Genomic DNA, 22,304 nt, shown 5'->3' with positions numbered 1-22,304 from the left:
GGAGGTAGATCATGTTCAACGACCTCAGCCGCATGGGTAAGTACCTCGGGCAGGCCGCTCGCATGCTGGTCGGCATGCCCGATTACGACACCTACGTTCAGCACATGCAGAACAAGCACCCGGACAAGACTCCGATGACCTACGAGGAATTCTTCCGTGAGCGCCAGGAGGCGCGCTACGGTGGCGGCAAGGGACGCCCCATCCGCTGCTGCTGATCGGCGGCGTGGCCGATGCCGCGTTGCCAGTGGCCGGGAAAGTGCCCTTCTACTGCAGTAGACTCCGCCTTTTCCGGCCACTGGCGCCTTGCCTCGGTTGCCTCGCCGACGTTTCATCGAGCGTTGGACGGGCCGCGAGCGATCGCGGCCCGTTTTCATTTCTGATTGCCTGGATGTTCCCATGACCGATTCCGCAAGCGCACCGCAGATTCCGGTAACCGTCCTCACCGGCTTTCTCGGAGCCGGCAAGACCACCCTCCTCAAGCACATCCTCAAGGCCGAGCACGGTCTGAAGATCGCCGTGATCGAGAACGAGTTCAGCGAGACGCCCATCGACGGTCAACTGCTGGGCGACGACGCGGTGCAGGTGATGACGCTGTCCAACGGCTGCGTCTGCTGCACCATCAACACCGACCTTGAGCGCGCCCTCTACGTCCTGCTGGAGCGCCGTGACAACGGCGAACTGGACTTCGACCGCCTGGTGATCGAGTGCACCGGCCTGGCCGATCCGGCACCGGTGGCGCAGACCTTCTTCGTCGACGAGACCCTGCGCGAGCGCTACCTGCTCGACGGCATCATCACCCTGGTGGACGCTGCCAACGCTGACCGCCATCTGCAGGAAGCCATCGCCCAGGCCCAGGTTGGCTTCGGTGACCGCATCCTGGTGAGCAAGCGCGACCTGGTTTCGCCCGAGCAGTACGACGCCCTGCTGGAGCGCCTGCAACGCATCAACCGCCGCGCTGAGATCCACGCGGTGGAGCATGGCTCCATCGCGCTGGAGCGGTTGCTCGACGTGCGTGGTTTCAACCTCAACGCAGACATCGGCCTGCGCCCGTTGCTGCGCCCCGTACGCCCGGCGGCGGACACCACCGACCGCATCACCACCCTCGTGCTGCGCAGCGAAAAACCGCTGGATATCGAGCGCCTCAGCGAATTCATGGACGATCTGCTGCAATGGCACGGCAACTCGCTGCTGCGTTACAAGGGCGTGCTGAACATTGCCGGCGAGGAGCGGCGCCTGGTGTTCCAGGGGGTTCTGCGGCTGTACGGCTTCGACTGGGATACCGAGTGGCGGGGTGACGAGAAGCGCGAAAGCGTGATCGTCTTCATCGGCGACAACCTGCCGGAAGACCAGATACGCCAAGGCTTTGAAGCCATCACGGGCGGTCCCGCCGCCTGACCGGGGACGCCCGGTGCCAGCCGGGCGTTTTTCTGTGCATCAACTGCTGATCAGGTGCTTGAGCGGGTGGTAGTCCGCTTTCAGATTGCCCGCGGCCTTGAGGATGGCCTGCTCGATGCCGTTGAGGTGCATGCAGGTCAGCTCGATGGCCGCCGCCTGGTTGCCCGCCTCGATGTACTCGATCAGCCGCAGGTGTTCGTTCTCGCGGCAGGTGCCGTGCTGGTCGTCGTCCAGGGTGGTGGCGTAGAGCGAGGCGCGTTCGATCAGCTTGCGGAAGAAGTCCAGCAGCACCGGGTTGTTCAGCGCCGCCGCGAGCTTGATGTGGAATTCGCCCAGTAGCTGGACGAACTGCGCGTGGTCATGGTCGTGGGCCGCGTTTTCCAGCGCTACGTGGTCGCGCAGGTCCTGGATGATCGCGCTGTCGGCGCGGCGGCAGAGTTCGCTGACGATGCCGATCTCGATCAGCCGCCGGGTTTCGAACAGCGAGCGGATCTCCTCATCACTGGGCAGCGATACCCATGCACCTTTGTTGAGCGCGGTGGACACCAGCCCGTCCGCCTCCAACTGCTTGAGCGCCGCGCGCACCGAAGTGCGGCTGACCTTGAACAATTCCGCCAGCGCGGCTTCGCCAAGCTTCATGCCCGGGCGCAGGCTGCGCTTGCTGATTGCCTCGTAAACCCCTTGGTAGACACGTTCCACCGTGGACTCGGGGTGTTTCTCCGTCATGAGCGACTCCGCCTCTTGCTTGACCCTTCAAAGGATGCCGCAAAACAGTCCGTGCAAAACCAGTTGCAGAAGAAAAATAAACCAGTTATCTCTAGGTTGCATTCAAATATTGCATACAAAAACAAGAGGAATGCACCAAAATGAATCACTCGTCGTCAGTCGAGGTGCGTCGGGTCAGCAAGCGCTATACCGACGATCCCAACGTCGCTCCTGCTCTCAACGAAGTCTCGGTGGACATTGCCCATAACGAGTTCTTCACCTTGCTGGGGCCGTCCGGCTGCGGCAAGACCACGCTGCTGCGCAGCATCGCCGGCTTCGAGAACGTCACCTGCGGCGACATCCTCGTCGGCGGCGAGCGGGTCAACGACCTGCCGCCGTACCGCCGCCGCATCAACACCGTGTTCCAGAGCTACGCCCTGTTCCCGCACATGTCGGTGAGCGAGAACATCGCCTTCGGCCTGGAGATGCAGGGCCTGGCGCGCAGCGAGATTCCCGGCCGGGTGAAGGAGATGCTGGCGCTGGTGCAGATGGAGCACCTGGCGCGACGCAAGCCGGCCGAGCTCTCCGGCGGCCAGCAGCAACGCGTGGCCCTGGCTCGCGCGCTGGCGCCCAAGCCCTCGGTGCTGCTGCTTGACGAGCCGTTGTCCGCGCTGGACTTGAAGCTGCGCAAGGAGATGCAGGTCGAGCTCAAGCGCGTGCAGGAAGAGGCGGGCATCACCTTCATCTTCGTCACCCACGACCAGGAGGAGGCGCTCACCCTGTCCGACCGGATTGCCGTGATGTCCCACGGCAACATCATGCAGATCGGCACGCCCAACGAGATCTACGAACGCCCGACGCATCGCTTCGTCGCGCAGTTCATCGGCGACATCAATTTCCTTCCCGGGCAGATGCGCCAGGGCGGCTTCCATCCCAACGCCATGGCGGCGGAAATCCCCTGCGAGCTGCCGGCGGGCCTGGGCAGTGCCAATGTGCAGCTGGCTTTCCGCCCGGAGCGCTCGAAGCTGGTGGACCCGTCCCAGCCGCATCACCTGCGCGCGGTGATCGAGACGGTGATGTACGTCGGCACCGCCACGCTCTACCGCTGCCGCCTGCCGGACGCCTCGCAGATCACTCTGCGGGAGAGCAACGAGGGCGGGCGCGCCCGTGACGTCGGCGAGGCCGTGGCGGTACACCTGCCGCCCCAGGCCTGCCTGTTGATGGAGGTCTGAGCATGAGCGAGTCGCCCACTTCCCGCCGCCTGTTGCTGCTCGGTCCCGTAGCGCTGACGCTGCTCGGGCTGATCGCCATTCCGCTGGCGATCATGGGCTACATCAGCCTGCTGCCGCGCAACCTCTACGGCGGCGTCGACTGGGGTGCCGACTGGCAACTGCAAAGCTATGTGCAGTTGTTCTTCCAGGAAGACTTCGACGGCAACCTCGAACTCAACTGGGTTTATGCCCAGGCGCTGCTGCGTTCGCTGTTCCAGGCCGGCGGCACGACGCTGTTGTGCTTCCTCTTCGGCTTCCCCGTCGCCCTGTGGATGACCAGCCTGAGCGAGCGTTCGCGCAACCTGATGGTGCTGCTGATCACCATTCCGTTCTGGACCAACCTGCTGATCCGCAACTACGCCTGGCTGATCATCCTGCGCGAGCATGGCTGGATCGCCCAGGGCGTGAACGCGCTGTTCCCCCAGGCCGGCGGCATCACCCTGCTGTACAACGACTTCGCCGTCTGCGTTGGCCTGGTCTACAGCTTCCTGCCGTTCATGATCCTGCCGATCTATTCGACCCTGGAGAAGCTCGACTGGCGCCTGGTCGAGGCTGCCTACGACCTCGGCGCCAACCGCTGGAAGGCGCTGCAGCGGGTGATCCTGCCGCTGTCCATGCCCGGTGTGATCGCAGGCTCGCTGCTGGTTTTCGTGCCCAGCCTGGGCGCCTTCATCACTCCGGCGATCCTCGGTGGCGGCAAGACGCTGATGATCGGCAACCTGATCCAGCAGCAGTTCGGCACCGCGCGCAACTGGCCACTGGGCGGCTCGCTGTCGTTCCTGCTGCTGGCCATCATGCTGCTCGCTCTGATCGGTTTCGCCCTCTATAGCCGGCGGGCCGCCAAGTCCGTCCACCTGGGAGCTTCCGCATGATCGCCCAGCACCTGAAAAAACTCCCCGGCACCCGCGAGACCAGCCTGCTGGTTCTGGCCTACCTGTACCTGCCGATCTTTGTGCTGATTGGCTATAGCTTCAACGCCAACCGCTCGGCCACGGTATGGACCGAGTTCTCCTTCGCCTGGTACGGCAGGATTGTCGCCAACCCGTCGATCCAGGCGGCAGCGTTCAACTCCCTGGTGGTTGCCGGTTGCGCCACGGTGCTGTCCACCGCCATCGCGCTCGCGGCGGCGCTGGCGACCTCGCGGCCTTTCTATGGGCGCCGGTTGGTGGAGGGGGGCATCAACCTGCCGCTGATCCTGCCGGAGATCGTCATCGCGGTAGCCACGCTGCTGCTGTTCATGTCACTGGGCATCAAGCTGGGCCTGATGACGGTGATCGTCGCCCACGTCGGCTTCTGCATCCCGTTCGCCTACCTGCCAATCCGCGCGCGCCTGAACGACCTGGACAAGAGCCTGCTGGAAGCCGCTGGCGACCTCTACGCCAGCCCCTACCAGGTGTTCCGCCGGATAACCCTTCCGCTGTTGTGGCCGGCGGTGCTTTCCGGTGCGGTGCTGGCATTCGTGGTCAGCCTCGACGATTTCATCATGACCTTCTTCGTCGCCGGCCCCGGTTCGACAACCTTGCCGGTCTACATCTTCTCGGCCATCAAGGCCGGGGTGACACCGGAGATCAACGCTATCTCGACCCTCATGCTGGTGATCTCCATCGTCCTTGTGGTGCTGTCGTACTGGCTGGGCCAGCGCGGCAAACCGGACGCTTGATAACGGCTGCTGATCTTTCGCTTTTGGACCCTTTGTTTCGGACTCTTTGTTTTCGGAGAAAGCCATGAAGTTGAATGCCCTGCGTCACGGCCTGGCCGGTCTGTCCCTCGCTCTGCTGGCTGCTGGCGCTGCCCAGGCCGAGGAACCCAAGCAGTTGTTCTTCTACAACTGGACCGACTACTACCCGGTTGAACTGCTGGCCAAGTTCGAGAAGGAGACCGGCATCAAGGTCACGATGGACGGCTACGACAGCAACGAAACCCTGCTGGCGAAGCTGCAGGCCGGCGGCGCCGCGTACGACGTGATCGTGCCGTCGCACTCGATCATGCAGACGCTGATCAACCAGGACCTGCTGCTGGAGATCGATACGCCCAGACTGGCCAACTTCCAGTACGTGAAGCCGGCGTTCCGCGACCCGGGCTTCGACCCTGGCCGCAAGTACTCGGCGCCCTACCTGTGGGGCACCACCGGCTTCTCCTACGACAGCGCGCGGGTGCCGGGCGGCAAGCTGGATGACTCCTGGAAGGAGTTCTTCGAGCCGCGCCCGGAACTCCAGGGGCAGGTCGCCGCGCTGGATACCCCAAGCAGTCTGATCAACGCCGCCGCGCATTACCTGAACCTCGACGAGTGCACCGAGAACCCGCAGGACGCCAAGAAAATCCTCGACCTGCTGCAGAAGCAGAAGCCCTTCCTGAAGATGTACAGCTCGGACAACACCGTGGACCGCATGGCCTCCGGCGAAGTGGTGCTGATGCAGAACTGGAACGGCTCCACCGCCCGCGCCACGTTGCAGAAGAGCACCATCAAGTACGTCTACCCACGCGAGGGCGTGGCCTCCTTCCAGGACAACTTCGCCGTGCCGAAAAGCGCGCCGCACCCGGAAAACGCCAAGGTCTTCATCAACTGGATGATGAAGCCGGAGAACGCCGCTGCGGTGACCAACGCCATTGCCTATTCCAACGGTATCCAGACCGACCAGTTGCTCGATGCCAAGTGGAAGGTGATGGACGCCATCAACATGCCCGGGGAATACGCCCAGCGCCTGCGCCTGGAAAAGGAATGCAGCAACAAGTCCCGCGAGTTGCAGGATCGCATCTGGTCCAAGCTCAAAGGCTGATATGGCGCTCTTCGCAGGATGGGTGGAGCGAAGCGATACCCATCCATCCTGCGGTTCGATCAGCGCCCCGTCCGGGGCACCGCTTTCAACCCGTTTTGAGGTCCCCATGACCGACAGCTACTGGCTGCGCAACATCCGTCCGCTGGGCAATGCAGCGGAAGACTTCCTCATCCGCGACGGCCTGATCGCCGAGCGCCGCCCCGCGAGCAACGCCGCGCTGCAGGCCGGCGACCTCGACAGTAACGGCCAACTCCTGCTGCCACCGCTGGTGGAAAGCCATTGCCACCTGGACAAGACCCTCTGGGGCCAGCCCTGGCGCCCCAACAGCGCCGGGCCCACGCTCAAGGACTACATCGCCAACGAGCGCCGCGTGCTGCGCGAGATCGAAGCGCCCATCGCTGTCCGCGCCGGTGCATTGCTGGAGCAGTGCATCGCCCGTGGCTCGCTGACCTTCCGCTGCCATGTGGACATCGACCCCGAACTGGGCCTGCGCCATGTCGAGGCGATGCTGGCGCTGCGCGAACGCTACGCCGACCTGATCGACATGGAGTTCGTGGTATTCCCGCAGACCGGCCTGGTCAGCCGACCCGGCACCGCCGAGCTGATGCGCGAGGCGTTGCAACTGGGCGTGGAGAACGTCGGCGGCCTCGACCCCTGCGGCATTGACGACGACCCCGTCGCCCAGCTCGATATCGTCTTCGGCCTTGCCGTGGAGTTCGGTCGCGGCGTGGATATCCACCTGCACGACAAGGGCGAGCTTGGCCTCTGGCAGATCGCCCGTATCGCCGATTACACAGAGCGCCACGGCCTGCAAGGTAAGGTAATGATCAGTCACGCCTACTGCCTGGGTATGGCGCCGTGGGAGCAGGTCGAACCGCTGGCCACGCGCCTCGCCAGCCTGCGGATTTCCCTGATGAGTTCCGCGCCGGCCGACACGCCGGTGCCGCCATTCCTCACTCTGCGCGATGCCGGTGTGAACCTGTGTCTGGGCAGCGATGGCATCCGCGATGCGTGGTCGCCAATGGGCAATGGCGACATGCTCGAGCGCGCCATGTTCCTGGCCTTCCGCTTCGACCTGTGCAAGGACGACGACCTCGCCGCGGCCTTCGCCGCCGCCAGTGCCAATGGCGCCCGCGCACTGGGCCGGGATGCAGCGCGCATCGACATCGGCGCACCGGCGGACTTCCTTCTGCTGCCGGTGCAGACGCTCGGCGAAGCGGTGGTCGCGCGGCCGGCGCAGCGCCAGGTGTTCAAGGCCGGCAAGCTGATCGCCGAGCACGGTCGTCTCGTGGAGTCGCGCTTGTGAGTGCGTCCCGCATCGGTCTCAAAGCCAGCTTCGTGGTCGGCTTCGATGGCCGTCGACACGTGCTCTGGCGCCACGGCGAAGTGGTGTTCGAGAACGGCAGCATCGTCTTCGTCGGCCGTGGTTTTCCCGGTGAAGTCAGCCAGTGGATCGACTATGGCCATGCGCTGATCGGCCCTGGCTTCATTGACCTCGACGCCCTCGGCGACCTCGATTCCACAGTACTCACCCTGGACAACGGCGCGGAGTGGAACATGGGCCGCGTGTGGTCCGAAGACTACCTGCGCGCCGGGCCCACCGAGTGTTACAGCCCGGACGAGGAGTTGTTCAAGTACCGCTATGCGTTCACCCAGTTGATCCGCAACGGCATCACCACGGCCATGCCGATCACCTCCATGTACTACCGGCGCTGGGCCGAGCACTACGACGAATTTGCCGGGGTCGCCGCGCTCTCCGCGGAGTTGGGCCTGCGCACCTACCTCGGCCCCTGCTACATGAGCGGCATGACCTACGCCCGCGCCGACGGCAGCCCCGCACAGCACTGGGACGAGGCCGCCGGCCTGGCCGGACTGAAGGAGGCTGAGCGCTTCTTCCGCGACTTCGACGGAGCCCACGGTGGCCTGGTGCGTGGAGCACTGCTGCCAGACCGCATCGAAACCTGTACGCCTGCGCTGTTGGAACGCACCGCCGCCGTGCAGCGTGAACTGAACGCACCACTGCGCCTGCACTGCTGCCAGTCGCGCTACGAAGTGGACCTGGTGCGTCGTTTGCGCGGTCTCTCGTCGCTGCAATGGCTGCACGGCTTCGGCCTGCTCAACCCGCGCAGCGTGCTGCCCCACGGCATCCTGGTCAGCGGCGACGGCGACCTGCAACGCCTAGCCGACAGCGCAGCGAGCCTCGTGCACTGTCCGGTGGTATTCGCCCGCGAGGGCGATGCGCTGGATTCCTTCGGGCGCTACCGCGCGCTGGGCATCAACCTGGCGATGGGCACCGACACCTTCCCGGCGGACATGCTCGACAACCTGCGCCAGGGCCTGAACATCGCCCGGGTGATGGAGGGCGATGCCGAGCACACGCGCATGCTTGATCTCTACAACGCGGCCACTCTGGGCGGCGCCCGGGCGCTCGGGCGCGACGACCTAGGCCGCCTTGCCCCCGGCGCGCGCGCCGACATCACGGTGTTCCGCCTGGGCCACTTCCACCAGGGGCCGTTCTTCGACCCACTGAAGAACCTGTTCACCGCCGGTCGTGGCGACGACTGCATCGCCAGCTTCATCGATGGCCGCAGCGTGATGCAGGACGGCCAGGTGCCGGGCACCGATTACGCTGACCTGCAGCGCCGCGCTGACGCACTGTTCCAGAAACAGATGCAGCACCACGCAGAGCGCGCCTTCCGCAATCCGCCGTGGCGCACGCTGTTCCATTCAGCGATTCCCTTCGCCGATGCCTACAGCGCCGAGGCGCCGCTGCTCGACGCCCACGCTCCGAGCCACCCCTGACCGACCAGCCCTGAAGGACTACCCCATGATCAGCTTCGATTTCCAGCGGCTGTCCGCCCGCGAGAAATACAAGATCCTCATCGGTAGCGTGGTGCCCCGGCCGATTGCCTTGGTCACCACCATCGATTCAGAGGGCCGCGCCAACGCTGCACCCTTCAGCTTCTTCAATGCTCTGTCCGCTGACCCGCCGATCCTCGCCCTGGGCGTGGAGAACTACAGCGACCTGAGCCCCAAGGACACCACACTGAACATTCGGCACAACCAGGAGTTCACCGTGAACATCGTCTCCGACGCGCTGGTGGAGGCGATGAACGTCTGCGCCGTGCCGTTCGAGCCGGGCTTCGACGAACTGGTCGCCGCCGGCCTCACCGCCATACCCGGCACTCGCGTCGGCTGCCCGCGCATTGGCGAGGCGCCGGTCGCGCTGGAGTGTCGGCGGATGATGGCGTTGTCCATTGGTCAGTCGCGGGAAATCATCCTGGGCGAAGTATTGATGGCCCATGTGCGCGACGACCTGATCGACCCCGCGACTCTGTACATCGACCAACTTGGCCTCGATGCCATTGGCCGCATGGGCGGCCACGGCTATGCGCGCACGCGGGAGTACTTCGATCTGCCGACGCGCTCGCTACAGCAGTGGATGCAAGCGCCGGGAGCAGGGGAGCGGCGCTGGGTGGGCAGCGAGGAGCTCGTTCCGTAGATAACGCCCCGCACACAATGAAAAACGCCCGGCAATCGCCGGGCGTTTTCGTGTCGCTCACGCCATCACTTCTGATGCAGTTTCCAGGCGTCGCGGTCCGTTGTTTTTTGCAAACCTCAGAACTTGTGGTCGCTTACAGCTTGATCCAGGTGGCCTTCAGCTCGGTGTACTTGTCGAACGCGTGCAGCGACTTGTCGCGGCCGTTGCCCGACTGCTTGAAGCCGCCGAAGGGCGCGGTCATGTCGCCGCCGTCGTACATGTTCACCCATACGCTGCCGGCACGCAGGGCGCGGGCGGTGAGGTGGGCTTTGGAGATGTCGCGGGTCCACACCGCCGCGGCCAGCCCGTACTGGGTGTCGTTGGCGATGCGGATGGCTTCCTCGGCGTCTTCGAACTCGATGACCGAGAGCACCGGGCCGAAGATTTCCTCGCGGGCGATCTTCATCGCGTTGCTCACGCCGTCGAACAGGGTCGGCTCGACGTAGGTGCCACCGGTTTCCTCCAGCACGCGCTTGCCGCCGGTGAGAATCTTCGCGCCCTCGTCCTGGCCGGCCTGGATGTAGCCCAGCACCTGCTCCAGTTGGCGGCCGTCCACCAGCGCGCCGACGTTGGTTTCCGGGTCCAGCGGGTGGCCGGCCTTCCAGCCCTTGAGCGCCTCGACCACCAGCGGCAGGAATTTCGCCTTGATCGACTTTTGCACCAGCAGGCGCGAGCCGGCGGTGCATACCTCGCCCTGGTTGAAGGCGATCGCCGCGGCGGCGGATTCGGCAGCGGCCTGCAGGTCTGGCGCATCGTCGAAGACGATGTTCGGGCTCTTGCCACCAGCCTCTAGCCAGACGCGTTTCATGTTCGATTCGCCCGAGTACACCAGCAGTTGCTTGGCGATCTTGGTCGAGCCGGTGAACACCACGGTGTCCACATCCATGTGTAGCGCCAGCGCCTTGCCGACGGTGTGGCCGTAGCCCGGCAGCACGTTCAGCACACCGGCCGGCAGGCCTGCATCCAGGGCAAGCTGGGCGATGCGGATAGCGGTGAGTGGCGAGCGCTCGGAGGGCTTGAGGATCACCGAGTTGCCGGTTGCCAGGGCCGGGCCCAGCTTCCAGCTCGCCATCATCAGCGGGAAGTTCCACGGCACGATGGCGGCGACCACGCCGACCGGCTCGCGGGTGACCAGGCCGAGCTGGTCATGAGAGGTGGCGGCCACTTCGTCGTAGACCTTGTCGATGGCCTCACCGCTCCAGCGAATGCTGTCGGCGGAGCCGGGCAGGTCGACGTTCAGCGAGTCGCCGATGGGTTTGCCCATGTCGAGGGTTTCCAGCAGCGCCAGCTCCTCGGCGTGTTCCTCCAGCAGCTCGGCGAAGCGGATCAGCACAGCCTTGCGGGCGGCCGGCGCCTGACGCGACCAGACGCCAGATTCGAACGCAGCGCGGGCGCTCTGTACGGCGCGCTCCGCGTCGGCGGCATCGCAACTGGCGACCTTGGCCAGCAGGCGGCCGTCCACCGGGCTGATGCACTCGAAGGTGTCGCCAGAAACGGCGGCGAGATATTCGCCCTGGATGAAGGCGCGGCCTTCGATTTTCAGACCCTTGGCGCGGGCTTCCCACTCGGCACGGGTTGGCTGGCTCATGCGTATCGGCTCCTCGTTATTGCTGTTGTTGGCGAGACGGCAATAGGCCGCCTTGGCTAATACATATAAAAACATATCTTATGATTGACCCGATGCCAATAGAGTCTTATGAAAGTGGTTTGGGCGGTCTAAATGCGCAAAAAAACCTTGTTGAAAGTCTGAAAAGCGATTTAAAAATATGGGTGCATATTTTTAGGCCGAGGCTCCGCTACAGCACGCGTTGCGTGTGGGTGCGCTTCGCCGCAACGTCCGTGTGAACAGGAGTTCATGCCCTGGTTCGCCCGCCCGCGCAGCACCGGGAGGCCGTCGGTAGTCGGACCTTCTGTCGACCTCTACGGCACCGACCTGTACATCCTCGTGTTCTTCGTGCCAATCCAGGTGGACGGTCGTTTCATCGGCGTTGCCGGCGCGGACATCGCGCTGCACGAGTTCGAAGCCGTGCTGCTGCGCAGAGCCTGATGCAGATGGGCAACTGGGCGCTGGTGGTCAACGGCGAGGGGCGCGTGTTGGCGGCCGACACCGCCAACTGGATCGCCGGCGACCTGGCCCGTCGCAGTCTGGGGCGAGAAGGGCAGGAGCGCGTCGCGGAGCTGGCGGAATCCTTCTCCCACTGGAGCGTCATCGAGCGTCCGCTGAACCGGCGTCTTGCCGGTGCGGCCTGAGACCACCGTTCCAGACCTGCCCAAAAGACGCTCGACAGGCTAGGCTAGTGCGGTTCCTTCGCTGACGGATGCCGCCATGAGCCAGACGCTCGATACCCTTTCCGACTTCGAACCGCTGAGCGCGGTCGATGTACGCGTCCTCGGATGCCTGATCGAAAAGCAGGTCACCACTCCGGAAACCTATCCGCTCACCCTCAACGCGCTGGTCACCGCCTGTAACCAGAAGACCAGCCGCGATCCGGTGATGAACCTCACTCCGGGCCAGGTCGGCCAGAGCCTGCGCCACCTCGAAGGCCGCGAGATGACCCGCCTGGTCATGGGCAGCCGTGCCGATCGCTGGGAGCAGCGCCTGGACAAGGCACTGGAACTGGTCAAACCGCAGGTCATCCTGCTCGGCCTGTTGTTCCTGCGCGGCCCGCAAACCCTCAACGAGCTGCTCACCCGCAGCCAGCGTATGCACGACTTCGACGACACCGAAGAAGTCCGCCACCAGCTTGAGCGTCTATCCGCGCGCGGCATGGCCGTGCTGCTGGAGCGCCTGCCCGGCCAGCGTGAAGACCGCTATATGCACCTGCTGGGCAACGAGGAAGACCGCGAAGCCGCTATTGCCGCCAGCGGCAGCCGCGCATCCGGCGAGCGCAGCGAGAGCGGCGGGCATGACGAGAGTCGCCTGGTTGAGCTGGAAGCCCGCATCGCCGCCCTCGAAGAACGCCTCGCGCGCCTGGAACTGGGCGTTTCGCTCGACTGAATCAGGTAATTCGTACGGCCGACCTACTTAGGTCGGCCTGCGCCTGTGCTAATCCGACGTTAACATTCCGCATCGCATAGTCCACTGCATCACCCGCTTTCCCGGAGTTCACCATGAGTCGAAAACCCTCCCAGGCCCAGCTGACCGCCGTGCTCAGCCAGCTCTCGGAAACCGACTTCAAATCCGTGAACGACCTGAGTGGGCACCCCGAGACCAACCTGCTGATCATCCGCGAGTTGTTCCGCCAGGGGCTGATCAAGGGCGTCCTGATCGACGACCCTTTCGGTGCCAGGGATGAAGATGGCCCGCTGCTGTGCAACGCCGAGCGGCTGCGATTGCGCAAACCCTGTTCCGAGCTGGTGGCGGAGCATGGCAGCGAGCCGCTGATTCCGAGGCTGGGGTTCCTGACGCTGTAGGTGAATGCGGGAAAGAAAAAAGGCGCTGAGCGTAACTGCTCAGCGCCTTTTTCGTTAGGGCGGCGGACGGACGATGTTTCAGGATCTCTGCGTGTTCTTCAGGAGGTTATCCCACGGAACACTTGATTCATTGGTCAGCGGAAACGGTAGTTCCCGTGTCTAACCACCATCCCCATTCAACCACCGATGGTTGCAAGTACCACTTTGGGGTCGTTTGTATCCCAGATGACCATCTTCTGAACAGTCATATACATAGTGCGCTGAGGCTCGGTCTTCTTGAGCTTGCCTTGTCTTAGTTCGTTTACTACACCATAGATGGTAATGCTGTACTGCTTGCGCTCGGCTACATATTTCTCAAGCTTTCGAGCAACTTGCTCATCTTCGATAGGGAGGAACTGGAACTCTTTCCCGTTGGTTACGCCCATATTGTAATTGGACACGTCGCTAAAGCTGATGGTAGGTCGAAGAAGCGGTATATCGCCGTAAAGGTACTTTTGTCTCTCGGTCATCTGAGACTTGTCAGGTACTTGGAAAAGACTATGATTATTGGCAAAGCCTTTTCTGTCGAAGTCATACTTGGACAGATCGGTTCTTGAACCAAGATCAATCTTCACGAAGCGGTTTTTCTTCAGGGAGTCCTCACGAGCAATAATGAGGGGCTCGATCTTGGCAGCAATATCTCTCTTGTCGAAGCTGTCGCGGGCGTTTCCATACTTGTGCAGGAGATCAGTCAGCTTCTTGTCGTCGTAGCTGAAGAGCGTCCAGCCAGAGTTCGTTTCGAGGATCGCCGAAGGGCTTGCCGGCGACTCCGTGAGGCTGTTGTAGAGCAGCGCCATGTCCAGGCCGTTGTCAATCTCCAGATAGCTGCCGAAGTCCTCGTTCTTCCCGGCATCCGCCAAGGTAACGGTTACCGAATCGTCTGCGTGCCTTGCCGCTTCCTCTGCTGCATCCTGGGCCCTTTCTTCAGGCGTGGGGTTGAAGACGCGGCGCCTCTTCTCGGCGGCAATTTCCGCCTCCGTCATGGGCTTGCTGGGCGCCTGGGAGGCGCTCGACTGGGCTGGTTGGGCTGCGGCGGGCTTATCCTCGCCATTGCAGCCAGAGAGCAGTGCTGCGGTGATCATTCCGGCCAGAACGTACTTCTTGTGCATCAATCTGTTCCTTGGCTGTTTTATTAGGTGCCCGGCCTCTTTCCTGAGGCTGCGTCAGGCGCGGAAGTGGCCATTGGCCACGTCCGCGCGGCATCCTATAGCAACACTATTTCACTGTCACGCTGCAGCAGATGACGGCGGTGATACTGTGCATGGGGCGAAACAGGGACTGTGCAAAGCTGCCGCCCGCCAGGTTTCCGGGACGCCCATAGAGCCTTCGGCGCAAGGTCAGATCCTGGGGTTTGGCGAGTACGACCACGCCCGGGAGACAAGGACTGGAAAGGGCAGTGCCAGGCTTATTCCAAGGCTTTCCTGTGGCAGGGGAGTCTGTTTGGCGGCCGCACTATCATCACAGTCGTAGTAATAACTGTGAATACAAGAACATCATGCATGGTGATGGGTTTGAGGGCTCGGCATTCGAACTTCATTCCTTTCAGCAGGTTGCTGGATATCAGAAATACAAGATATGACTATGCATTGAATACATTGCCGGTAATAAGACCGGGAGTGGCTTCACCCAGGAACGAATTTATGATGGTGTGACCTTTCGGTGTAAGGCCCTGCCTTGGAAGAGCCTAATGCTATAGACAGTGGGAGCGAAAGCCAGTCCCGTGAAACCATCCACAGGAAATGGATTTTGCTTATTTTTTGTTCGCTCTCACTGCCTTTCTCCCCAGAGCATTCAATGATTTTTCCGCAGTTCGATAGTTCCTGTTGACCTGAATGATGTCAATTTGGCATATTGCAAAGAGTGCACGACGGGAGTTTGCATATCGCTGTATGTGAGAGCCAAACCACTCAAGTGTCTGGTTTTCTCTATCCGTTGCTCTTTACTTCCTCGGCTCCTTCGTTGGCACCAAGACTAATGAGCCATGTGAAGACTTCTGGGGCAGCGAATCTGTTCATTTAATGACCGGGTTGAAGAAAGGGCAGGATCTTGGTCCGCATATCGATGCTCAAGTACGTCTGTTCATTCGTACTGAGCGGAAACAGTGCATCTATTACGACATGGTTGTGAGCGGCGCCGATGCCGGCAAAGTATTCGCCCGTGGTGTCATGCCGGCACTCGGCATCTGATTCGTTCCATTCGGCTTCGGCTGATCATCCTTCCCTGCCGGCGGCAATTGCCCGCCGGAATGGGCTATCACACAAGAAAAATGGAGTTCGCATGAAACGCATCGTGATCGTCGGCGCATTGCTCGCTATGGGCGGATGCTCCGCCATTGGCTCTTCCCTGGGATTGCCGGACGTGCCGATGGAAGGTACCTGGAAGGGCAACCTGGACTGTCCTACATCGTCGGTAGAGCGTCAGGATATGACCATCGTTCTGCATGACGACAGCACGCGCCAAGGTTTCATGTACGGAACAGTTGAGAACAATGTGGTGAGCGGGGGGCGTAAGGGCCTTTTGCGCTACAACGTCGCCGGTTCCCAGTTGTTCCGAGATATAAAACTGGAACCGAAGGGGCAAGTGCTCGTTTGGGGCGGCAACTTCTACGCGAACAACTTCGTGGCCAAGATCACCGACGAAAACAGCATGGTGATCCAGTTCTGCGGCCAGAACAAAACCTTCACCCGCGTGACCAACAGACAGCCTGCGGCCGCTGGTGGCACAGCTTCTCGCTGACGATTTGCCGCATAACGTCCCGAGCAGAGCGGGGCGTTGTGCCGAAGGCCCCGGGTATACCAGTCTTGCGATAAGGCACTACTCAAGAAAGAAAAAGCCCCTGAATTTCACTAGGAAAATCAGGGGCTTATCTTTTGCGTTTGGTGGAGCCGGGGGGATTTGAACCCCCGTCCGCCAGTTCTCCGCTGTCGGTTCTACATGCTTAGCCATCTCTATTGAGTTAACTCCGCGCGGCCCGAGTGGCAGGGCGCTTGGAGCGAGCTGTATGAGTTTTAGCCGTTACGTCTACAGCGAACTTGGCGGCGATCCTGTTCTATATGACAGACCTAATCTTCGGGTTTACAGGCATCCCCTAGGGTCTGCTAGCGGCACTTAGGCTGCTAGGGCGTAGTTGTCGTCGTTGGCAACTATAAAGTTGTGGCAGCTGATTTACGAGAACTGTCACCTACTCGGCATGCCCCTCGAGTTTTGTTACCGGCGTCGAATCCTAATCGGCCCCAAAACCTTTCAAGGTCGCGACCATTCTACGGGAAAGCCGCCCCGAGGTCCAACCGGGGCGGCTCAAGTTGTTGTCAACGCAGGAATTTCAGGACGGCTTCGGCTACCGCTTCGGAGGAGGCGGGGTTCTGGCCGGTTATCAGGCCGCGGTCGATCTCGACGTGGCTCTGCCAGTCCGGCCCTTTGCTGTAGCGGGCGCCGTTGGCCTTGAGCATGTCCTGGACGAGGAAGGGCACCACGTCGGTGAGGCCAACGGCTTCCTCTTCGCTGTTGGAGAATCCGGTGACATGCCGGCCCTGCACCAGTGGCCTGCCATCCGGGCCGTGCGGGTGGCGGAACACCGCCGGGGCGTGGCAGACGGCGGAGACGGGTTTGCCGCTGGCGTGGAAGGCTTCGATCAGGGCGACTGAGGTGCGGTCTTCGGCGAGGTCCCAGAGCGGGCCGTGGCCGCCGGGGTAGAAGATGGCATCGAAGTCGTCGGCCTTCACGTCGGTGAGTTTCACGGTGCTGGCCAGCGCCGCCTGGGCTTCGCTGTCCTGGCGGAAGCGGCGGGTGGCCGGGGTCTGGGCATCTTCTGCGTCGCTCTTGGGGTCCAGCGGCGGCTGGCCTCCCTTTGGCGAGGCCAGGGTCAGGGTGGCGCCGGCATCCTTGAAGACGTAGTAGGGCGCGGCGAACTCCTCGAGCCAGAAACCGGTTTTCTTGCCGGTGCTGCCAAGCTGGTCGTGGGAGGTCAGGACTACCAGGATTTTCATGCTCACTCCTTCGGCGTATCACTAGTCGTGCGGCTGCCGCCGAAACGGCAGCCCGGACTGTCAGTGTAGGCAATGAGCCGCTAGCGTCAGCGCGAGAGGGTGATACCCAGATAGGCGGCGTACAGCACGCCGTTGAGCAGCAGCACCCAGATTGGCAGGCCGCCGCCGCGCTGTGCATTGAGGCGCAGCCAGAGGGCCGCGCCCAGGGTGATCAGTACGCCGGTGAGTACCTCGATGCGCGGCTGCCAGGGGGTGAGCAGGATACCGATGGCGGGCAGCAGGGTACCCTGGAAAACCATCGCGCCGGTGATGTTGCCGAAGGCGAGAGTGTCCTTGCCGCGGCGCACCCAGAGGATGCTGTTGATCTTTTCCGGCAGCTCGGTGGCGATCGGGATGATCAGCAGCGACAGCAGCAATGCGGAAATTCCCAGCAGGTCCGAAAGGCCCTCCACGCCGTGGATGAACCCTTTGGCGCCCGCCACCAGCAGCGCGAGGCCCAGCGCCAGTTGCAGCAGGATGGTCGCCAGGTTGGTCGGCAGGCCGATGCGCGACAGGTACATGTGGTGGTCGGCTTCGGTGCCGTGGCCATCTTCCACCAGGCTCTGCGATGCGCGCAGCGTGAGGGTGATGTAGGCCACGTAGGTGAGCACCAGCAGCACGCTCAGGCCGATGCGCACGGGGACCAGCCCGGTCGGGACGAACATGGCGATGGCGGCGACGCTGAAGGCGATCAGGAAGAAATTCAGGTCGCGCTGCAGGCCGGTGCGCTCGGGGCGTACACGGCCTTTCAGCCCGCGTGCACGCATGGCGAAGCAGGCCATCAGGCAGGTGGACAGGGTCGACAGCATCAGTGGCGCGCCGAGGATGGCGCCTACGCCGACTTCTTCGTTGATGTTCACGTTGCTGGTGCCGGCGAACAGCGCCAGCAGGGGGATCAGAGTTTCCGGCAACGCGGTGCCGACGGCGGCGAACAGCGAACCGGTGACGCCTTCGGATATACCGAGGCGTTCGCCGAAATGTTCCAGCGCGTTGGTGAAGAGTTCGGCGGCGATCAGGATCACCAGCAGCATGCCGAGCAGTTCGAGGATGAAGGTCAGCATGCGCGGGGCTCCAGGCGGATGGAGCGACGGAAGATGTGGTGTACCACGGTAAGATTCCCGGCCGGTTCGATACCCATGACCACGCGACTCCCCGGCCATTCGGAGGCTGCGTGGTCAAAGGTCTTGCCAGGCTGTACAGCTGGCGACGCCACGGCCTGCAATCTGCCTGCGATCCGCGGTTCATGTTCGCGGGATCGTCGGCGGATCCGGGCCAAGTGTGTTGACGTCGCCCCCGTTCGCGAGAACGGGCGGCTACTCCCCAATGACGCCGCGCATTCTATCCGATCGGTCGGCGTGCTCAAGAAATGGTTTCACCATGTGTCGATAAACGGGCGCTTTTTCCCCTGCCGTGGCGTTGGGCGCGGTACCGAAGCCAGGCCGCGCAGCAGCCAGCGGCGGGTTTCCGCAGGGTCGATCACATCGTCGATCTCCAGGTAGCTCGCCATGTTCAGCCCCTTGCCATTGCGGTAGGCGGCGGCGACCAGCTTGTCGAACAGCTTCTGCCGCTCCTGCGGGTCTTCCACGGCGGCCAGCTCCTTGGCGTAGCCGAGGCGGATCGCGCCTTCCAGGCCCATCGCACCGAATTCGCCGCTGGGCCAGGCGACGGTGAACAGCGCCGCGTGGAAGCTGCCGGCGGCCATTGCCTGAGCGCCCAGGCCGTAGCCCTTGCGCAGCACCACGGTGAAGAACGGCACGCTGAGGCTGGCGGCGGTGACGAACATGCGCGAGACGTGGCGTACGGTGCCGGACTTTTCCGCCTCCGGGCCGACCATGAAGCCGGGGGTGTCGCACAGGGAAATGATCGGCAGGTCGAAGGCGTCGCACAATTGCATGAAGCGTGCAGCCTTGTCGCCAGCCTCGGCGTCGATAGCGCCGCCCAGGTGCATGGGATTGTTGGCGATCAGCCCGAATGGCTTGCCCTCGATGCGCACCAGCGCGGTGATGATGCCAGCGGCGAACTGGCGGCGTAGTTCGAGTACCGAATCGCTGTCGGCCAGTTGCTCGATGACCTGGCGGATGTCGTAGACGCGCAGGCGGTTCTCCGGCACCGCATGGCGCAGCAGGCGCTGGTCGGCGCAGCTCCAATCGGCATTGTCGCCCTGGAAATAGGCGAGGTACTGGCGTGCGATGCGGGTGGCTTGGGTCTCGTCCTCCACCAGTACATCGATCACGCCATTGGCGCTCTGCACGTCGCTGGGGCCGACTTCCTCGGGAGCGAACCTGCCCAGGCCGCCACCTTCGATCATTGCCGGGCCGGCCATGCCGAGGCTGGTGTCGCGCGTGGCAATGATCACATCGCAGCAACCCAGCAGGGCCGCGTTGCCGGCGAAGCAGCGCCCGGAGACCACGCCTACCAGCGGCACCAGGCCGGACAGCCGCGCCAGGCCGACGAAGCTCATGTTGTCCAGCCCGGCCACGCCGACAAAATCGGTATCGCCGGGGCGCCCGCCGCCGCCTTCGGCGTAGAGCACCAGCGGGATGCGCCATTGCTCGGCCAGGTGCAGCATGCGATCGGTCTTCTTGTGGTTCATCACGCCCTGAGTGCCTGCGAATACGGTGTAGTCGTAGGCCAGCACCAGGCAGCGCGCCTTTTCCTCACCGAACTGTGCGGCGTTGATGCTGCCCAGGCCACTGACCAGCCCGTCGGCCGGGCTGCTGGCGATCAGTTCCTCGACGCTGCGGCGGCGGCGCTGGGCCGCGATGGCCAGGGCGCCGTACTCGATGAAGCTGCCCTCGTCGAGCAGGTCTGCGAGGTTTTCGCGGACGGTACGCTTGCCGATTCTGTGGCGCTTGGCAACCGCCTCCGGGCGGCGTTCGTCGAGGCCGATGGCGTGGCGTTCGATGACTTCCGCGAGGTCGGCGCGAATTGCATCCAGATCGATGGCGGCGTGCGTTTCGCCATCGGTGGTGGCGATGTCCGCCGGCTCGATGAACAGCAGCGGGCTGCCTTCGCCCAGGCTGTCCCCCGGTGTGGCGGCGAGGCTGTGGACGATGCCGCTGGCGCTGGCCTTGACCTCGAACTCCATCTTCATCGCCTCGACCACGGCGATGGTCTGGCCCGGCGCCACGGCATCGCCTGCGCTCACGCCGATGCTGACCAGCACTCCGGCGCTCGGCGTGGCGAGCGGGATGCAGCCGGCCGGTGCATCGCTGGCGAGCGGCTCGGGCGCACCCGTACCGGCATGGCTGAAAAAGCGATGCGGGTGCGCCTGCTCCTGGGCGCCCAGCAGGCGCGGCAGGTGGTTTTCGATGTAGCGGGTGGTTACCTGGTTCTCGGCCACCTCCGGTTGGCGCAACAGGTTGAGCAGCAGCGGGATATTGCTGGCCACTCCTTCGAGGCGGAATTCGCAGAGGGCACGGTAGGCACGCTGGATCAGTTGTGGATAACCGCCGGTGCCGTGGACGATCAGCTTGGCCAGCAGCGAGTCGTAGCCGGCGCTGTTGCGGTATCCGGCGTAACCGTAGCCGTCCACGCGCAGGCCGGGGCCGCTGGGTAGCTCGTAGGCGCTGATGCGGCCGCAGGCCAGGTGCGGCGTGCCATCGCTGGCGAGGCTTTCCAGGTTGATCCGAAGCTGTACGGCATGGCCACGAGGCGCGGGAATCTCGGCCTGGGACAGGCCCAGTTCGGCCAGACTGGCTCCGGCGGCGATGCGCAGTTGCGCCTGGACCAGATCGATACCGGTCACCGCCTCGGTGACGGTGTGCTCTACCTGCAGGCGCGGATTGGCTTCCATGAACACGAAGTCGCCGCTGTCTTCGTCGAGAAGGAATTCGAAGGTGCCCAGGCCGCGGTAGTTCACCGCTTCGGCCAGGCGCAGCGCGGCGGCGAGGATGGCGCCGCGCAGGCGTGGGTGCAGGTTGGGGCTGGGAGCGATCTCCAGCAGCTTCTGGTTGCGCCGTTGCAGCGTGCAGTCGCGCTCCCACAGGTGGCTGATCGCGCGGCCATCGCCAATCACCTGCACTTCGATGTGGCGGGCGCGGGGGATCAGCCGTTCCACGTAGAGGCGATCATCAGCGAACGCGGCGCGGGCTTCAGCCTGGCAGCGAGCGTAGGCTTCGGCGATTTCCTCGACGCCGTGCACTGCGCGCATGCCGCGTCCGCCGCCGCCGGCCAGGGCCTTGATCATCATGCCGGAGCCACTGGGCAGTTCGCGGAAGAAGCGTTCGGCGTCGTCGAGCGAAGTCGCGCGGTTGCTGCCGGCCGCCAGCGCGACCCCGTGGGCATTGGCCAGATCGCGTGCGCGTGCCTTGTCGCCAAAGATATCGAGGACATCCGCCGAGGGGCCGACGAAGACCAGGCCGGCGGCCTCGCAGCGACGTGCGAATTCAGCGCTCTCGGAAAGGAACCCGTAGCCGGGGTGTACGGCATCGCAACCCTGAGCGAGGGCCAGTTCGACCAGTTGTTGCTGGTCGAGATAGGCGCTGGCGCCGCGTCCGCGCAGCGGCTGGGAGTGGTCGGCCTGGCGGGTGTGCAGCGATTCGGCGTCATCCTCGGCGAAGACCGCGAGGCTGCGGATGCCCAGTTCGGCGGCGGCGCGAGCGATGCGGATGGCGATTTCGCCGCGGTTGGCGATGAGCAGGTGCGACACGGACATGGCGATTCCGATTGTGATTTTTGTGGTCGGGAATCGCTACATCTTAGGCGGGTGTCCGGGCGGGGGAACGAACTGCTCCGTTGCGAATGGCACAGGCTTCGCGGGCCTTATGAGCGGCGACCGGTCGGACGGCCGGCCGCCGCGAGCGGGATCACCCGTTGGCTCCGCCGTCACCGGCGTTCTTCTTCAGTAGCTGCAGGGCCTTTTCGGTCTGCGCGATGCAGGCCTTGGTGTTGCCCGACTCCTGAGCCTGGATGGCCTTTTCCTGAAGGCGCATTGCCTGCTCCTGGATCTGGGTGTTGTTGGTGCTGGTTTTCACCGCATCGTCGATTTTCTGAAGATTGTCGCTGCACAGGTCGGCGGCGAAGGCCGGCGACGCCAGCAGGGCGGCAGTGATGAGCAGGGCGGTACGTTTCATGGCAGTACTCCTGTCAACTTGACCGTTATCGCGGACCGAACGAGCGGGCCGTACAGGGTGGA

22 protein-coding genes, 1 other RNA gene and 1 riboswitch are annotated in these 22,304 nt (G+C 63.5%); of the genes, 15 read left to right on the top strand and 8 right to left on the bottom strand.

Annotated features, from left to right (window positions below; translation table 11 throughout):
- Positions 1 to 11 precede the first annotated feature (11 nt).
- Both OU419_RS24480 and yjiA read left to right on the top strand, forming a co-directional pair.
- Positions 12 to 215, top strand: a complete 204-nt coding sequence (locus OU419_RS24480; RefSeq protein ID WP_015478970.1) for a YbdD/YjiX family protein — start codon at positions 12 to 14, stop codon at positions 213 to 215.
- Positions 216 to 396: 181 nt separating this feature from the next.
- Entirely contained in the window at positions 397 to 1,395 is a 999-nt protein-coding gene (yjiA, locus tag OU419_RS24475) for a GTPase (protein WP_254472508.1), read from the top strand.
- A gap of 39 nt (positions 1,396 to 1,434) precedes the next feature.
- On the opposite strand, the gene OU419_RS24470 is transcribed toward yjiA, so the two are convergent.
- Positions 1,435 to 2,121, bottom strand: coding sequence for a GntR family transcriptional regulator (locus OU419_RS24470; RefSeq protein WP_254472509.1), 687 nt, complete (start codon positions 2,119 to 2,121; stop codon positions 1,435 to 1,437).
- 140 nt (positions 2,122 to 2,261) lie between these two features.
- On the opposite strand from OU419_RS24470, the gene OU419_RS24465 reads away from it, so the two are divergent.
- From OU419_RS24465 to OU419_RS24435, 7 genes are all read left to right on the top strand, one after another.
- Positions 2,262 to 3,332, top strand: coding sequence for an ABC transporter ATP-binding protein (locus tag OU419_RS24465; protein ID WP_254472510.1), 1,071 nt, complete (start codon positions 2,262 to 2,264; stop codon positions 3,330 to 3,332).
- Between the two features lie 2 nt (positions 3,333 to 3,334).
- Positions 3,335 to 4,243, top strand: coding sequence for an ABC transporter permease (locus OU419_RS24460; RefSeq protein ID WP_408004908.1), 909 nt, complete (start codon positions 3,335 to 3,337; stop codon positions 4,241 to 4,243).
- Positions 4,240 to 5,031, top strand: a complete 792-nt coding sequence (locus OU419_RS24455) for an ABC transporter permease (RefSeq protein ID WP_254472511.1) — start codon at positions 4,240 to 4,242, stop codon at positions 5,029 to 5,031. Before OU419_RS24460 ends, OU419_RS24455 begins: the two co-directional genes overlap by 4 nt.
- A gap of 64 nt (positions 5,032 to 5,095) precedes the next feature.
- On the top strand, positions 5,096 to 6,148 hold the full coding sequence (locus OU419_RS24450; RefSeq protein ID WP_254472512.1) for an extracellular solute-binding protein: 1,053 nt from the start codon (positions 5,096 to 5,098) through the stop codon (positions 6,146 to 6,148).
- A gap of 106 nt (positions 6,149 to 6,254) precedes the next feature.
- A complete protein-coding gene (locus OU419_RS24445) occupies positions 6,255 to 7,454 on the top strand; it encodes an amidohydrolase family protein (protein WP_254472513.1) in 1,200 nt (399 codons plus the stop codon).
- Entirely contained in the window at positions 7,451 to 8,950 is a 1,500-nt protein-coding gene (locus OU419_RS24440; RefSeq protein WP_254472514.1) for an amidohydrolase family protein, read from the top strand. The genes OU419_RS24445 and OU419_RS24440 overlap by 4 nt, the downstream gene beginning before the upstream one ends.
- Positions 8,951 to 8,975: 25 nt before the next feature.
- Positions 8,976 to 9,650, top strand: a complete 675-nt coding sequence (locus tag OU419_RS24435) for a flavin reductase family protein (protein WP_254472515.1) — start codon at positions 8,976 to 8,978, stop codon at positions 9,648 to 9,650.
- Positions 9,651 to 9,783: 133 nt separating this feature from the next.
- On the opposite strand, the gene OU419_RS24430 is transcribed toward OU419_RS24435, so the two are convergent.
- Positions 9,784 to 11,277 carry an aldehyde dehydrogenase gene (locus OU419_RS24430; protein WP_254472516.1) on the bottom strand — a complete coding sequence of 498 codons (1,494 nt, stop codon included), beginning with the start codon at positions 11,275 to 11,277 and terminating at the stop codon, positions 9,784 to 9,786.
- Positions 11,278 to 11,544: 267 nt separating this feature from the next.
- Between OU419_RS24430 and OU419_RS24425 the strand changes: the two genes are divergently transcribed.
- The 4 genes from OU419_RS24425 to OU419_RS24410 all read left to right on the top strand — a co-directional run bounded on the left by OU419_RS24425 (position 11,545) and on the right by OU419_RS24410 (position 13,103).
- Positions 11,545 to 11,736 (top strand): cache domain-containing protein, encoded by a 192-nt coding sequence (locus OU419_RS24425; RefSeq protein WP_254472517.1) that lies wholly within the window; start codon positions 11,545 to 11,547, stop codon positions 11,734 to 11,736.
- The gene (locus OU419_RS24420; protein ID WP_254472518.1) at positions 11,736 to 11,939 is read left to right on the top strand and encodes a hypothetical protein; all 204 of its coding nucleotides are present in this window, start codon (positions 11,736 to 11,738) and stop codon (positions 11,937 to 11,939) included. The genes OU419_RS24425 and OU419_RS24420 overlap by 1 nt, the downstream gene beginning before the upstream one ends.
- Before the next feature lie 76 nt (positions 11,940 to 12,015).
- Positions 12,016 to 12,687 carry a YceH family protein gene (locus OU419_RS24415; RefSeq protein ID WP_254472519.1) on the top strand — a complete coding sequence of 224 codons (672 nt, stop codon included), beginning with the start codon at positions 12,016 to 12,018 and terminating at the stop codon, positions 12,685 to 12,687.
- Between the two features lie 113 nt (positions 12,688 to 12,800).
- Entirely contained in the window at positions 12,801 to 13,103 is a 303-nt protein-coding gene (locus OU419_RS24410) for a hypothetical protein (protein ID WP_254472520.1), read from the top strand.
- Between the two features lie 176 nt (positions 13,104 to 13,279).
- Here the strand turns inward: OU419_RS24410 and OU419_RS24405 are convergent, their stop codons facing one another.
- Complete coding sequence (locus OU419_RS24405) at positions 13,280 to 14,251, bottom strand: hypothetical protein (RefSeq protein WP_254472521.1); 972 nt, start codon at positions 14,249 to 14,251, stop codon at positions 13,280 to 13,282.
- Between the two features lie 909 nt (positions 14,252 to 15,160).
- On the opposite strand from OU419_RS24405, the gene OU419_RS24400 reads away from it, so the two are divergent.
- Together OU419_RS24400 and OU419_RS24395 are read left to right on the top strand one after the other, a co-directional pair.
- The gene (locus OU419_RS24400; protein WP_254472522.1) at positions 15,161 to 15,328 is read left to right on the top strand and encodes a hypothetical protein; all 168 of its coding nucleotides are present in this window, start codon (positions 15,161 to 15,163) and stop codon (positions 15,326 to 15,328) included.
- 91 nt (positions 15,329 to 15,419) lie between these two features.
- Complete coding sequence (locus OU419_RS24395) at positions 15,420 to 15,878, top strand: hypothetical protein (RefSeq protein WP_254472523.1); 459 nt, start codon at positions 15,420 to 15,422, stop codon at positions 15,876 to 15,878.
- A gap of 141 nt (positions 15,879 to 16,019) precedes the next feature.
- Here the strand turns inward: OU419_RS24395 and ssrA are convergent.
- From ssrA to OU419_RS24370, 5 genes are all read right to left on the bottom strand, one after another.
- Positions 16,020 to 16,377: a transfer-messenger RNA gene (gene ssrA / locus OU419_RS24390) on the bottom strand.
- Positions 16,378 to 16,450: 73 nt separating this feature from the next.
- Entirely contained in the window at positions 16,451 to 17,128 is a 678-nt protein-coding gene (locus OU419_RS24385) for a type 1 glutamine amidotransferase domain-containing protein (RefSeq protein ID WP_254472524.1), read from the bottom strand.
- Between the two features lie 86 nt (positions 17,129 to 17,214).
- Positions 17,215 to 18,228 (bottom strand): sodium:calcium antiporter, encoded by a 1,014-nt coding sequence (locus OU419_RS24380; RefSeq protein ID WP_254472525.1) that lies wholly within the window; start codon positions 18,226 to 18,228, stop codon positions 17,215 to 17,217.
- Positions 18,229 to 18,278: 50 nt separating this feature from the next.
- A riboswitch (yybP-ykoY riboswitch) is annotated at positions 18,279 to 18,501 on the bottom strand.
- 38 nt (positions 18,502 to 18,539) lie between these two features.
- Positions 18,540 to 21,830, bottom strand: a complete 3,291-nt coding sequence (locus OU419_RS24375; RefSeq protein ID WP_408004971.1) for an acetyl-CoA carboxylase family protein — start codon at positions 21,828 to 21,830, stop codon at positions 18,540 to 18,542.
- A 145-nt stretch (positions 21,831 to 21,975) separates the two neighbouring features.
- On the bottom strand, positions 21,976 to 22,242 hold the full coding sequence (locus OU419_RS24370; RefSeq protein WP_254472527.1) for a hypothetical protein: 267 nt from the start codon (positions 22,240 to 22,242) through the stop codon (positions 21,976 to 21,978).
- Positions 22,243 to 22,304: the final 62 nt, after the last annotated feature.

The sequence above is a fragment of the Pseudomonas triclosanedens genome (assembly GCF_026686735.1).
Taxonomy (GTDB): Bacteria; Pseudomonadota; Gammaproteobacteria; order Pseudomonadales; family Pseudomonadaceae; genus Pseudomonas; species Pseudomonas triclosanedens.
This window is presented reverse-complemented; position numbering and strand designations above follow the sequence as displayed.

What these genes read in the sequence shown, in the direction of transcription:
- OU419_RS24480 (WP_015478970.1), top strand. Translation starts at nt 12, where the DNA reads ATGTTCAACGACCTCAGCCGCATGGGTAAGTACCTCGGGCAGGCCGCT.
- yjiA (WP_254472508.1), top strand. Translation starts at nt 397, where the DNA reads ATGACCGATTCCGCAAGCGCACCGCAGATTCCGGTAACCGTCCTCACC.
- OU419_RS24470 (WP_254472509.1), bottom strand. Translation starts at nt 2,121, where the DNA reads ATGACGGAGAAACACCCCGAGTCCACGGTGGAACGTGTCTACCAAGGG.
- OU419_RS24465 (WP_254472510.1), top strand. Translation starts at nt 2,262, where the DNA reads ATGAATCACTCGTCGTCAGTCGAGGTGCGTCGGGTCAGCAAGCGCTAT.
- OU419_RS24460 (WP_408004908.1), top strand. Translation starts at nt 3,335, where the DNA reads ATGAGCGAGTCGCCCACTTCCCGCCGCCTGTTGCTGCTCGGTCCCGTA.
- OU419_RS24455 (WP_254472511.1), top strand. Translation starts at nt 4,240, where the DNA reads ATGATCGCCCAGCACCTGAAAAAACTCCCCGGCACCCGCGAGACCAGC.
- OU419_RS24450 (WP_254472512.1), top strand. Translation starts at nt 5,096, where the DNA reads ATGAAGTTGAATGCCCTGCGTCACGGCCTGGCCGGTCTGTCCCTCGCT.
- OU419_RS24445 (WP_254472513.1), top strand. Translation starts at nt 6,255, where the DNA reads ATGACCGACAGCTACTGGCTGCGCAACATCCGTCCGCTGGGCAATGCA.
- OU419_RS24435 (WP_254472515.1), top strand. Translation starts at nt 8,976, where the DNA reads ATGATCAGCTTCGATTTCCAGCGGCTGTCCGCCCGCGAGAAATACAAG.
- OU419_RS24430 (WP_254472516.1), bottom strand. Translation starts at nt 11,277, where the DNA reads ATGAGCCAGCCAACCCGTGCCGAGTGGGAAGCCCGCGCCAAGGGTCTG.
- OU419_RS24425 (WP_254472517.1), top strand. Translation starts at nt 11,545, where the DNA reads ATGCCCTGGTTCGCCCGCCCGCGCAGCACCGGGAGGCCGTCGGTAGTC.
- OU419_RS24420 (WP_254472518.1), top strand. Translation starts at nt 11,736, where the DNA reads ATGCAGATGGGCAACTGGGCGCTGGTGGTCAACGGCGAGGGGCGCGTG.
- OU419_RS24415 (WP_254472519.1), top strand. Translation starts at nt 12,016, where the DNA reads ATGAGCCAGACGCTCGATACCCTTTCCGACTTCGAACCGCTGAGCGCG.
- OU419_RS24410 (WP_254472520.1), top strand. Translation starts at nt 12,801, where the DNA reads ATGAGTCGAAAACCCTCCCAGGCCCAGCTGACCGCCGTGCTCAGCCAG.
- OU419_RS24405 (WP_254472521.1), bottom strand. Translation starts at nt 14,251, where the DNA reads ATGCACAAGAAGTACGTTCTGGCCGGAATGATCACCGCAGCACTGCTC.
- OU419_RS24400 (WP_254472522.1), top strand. Translation starts at nt 15,161, where the DNA reads ATGACCGGGTTGAAGAAAGGGCAGGATCTTGGTCCGCATATCGATGCT.
- OU419_RS24395 (WP_254472523.1), top strand. Translation starts at nt 15,420, where the DNA reads ATGAAACGCATCGTGATCGTCGGCGCATTGCTCGCTATGGGCGGATGC.
- OU419_RS24385 (WP_254472524.1), bottom strand. Translation starts at nt 17,128, where the DNA reads ATGAAAATCCTGGTAGTCCTGACCTCCCACGACCAGCTTGGCAGCACC.
- OU419_RS24380 (WP_254472525.1), bottom strand. Translation starts at nt 18,228, where the DNA reads ATGCTGACCTTCATCCTCGAACTGCTCGGCATGCTGCTGGTGATCCTG.
- OU419_RS24370 (WP_254472527.1), bottom strand. Translation starts at nt 22,242, where the DNA reads ATGAAACGTACCGCCCTGCTCATCACTGCCGCCCTGCTGGCGTCGCCG.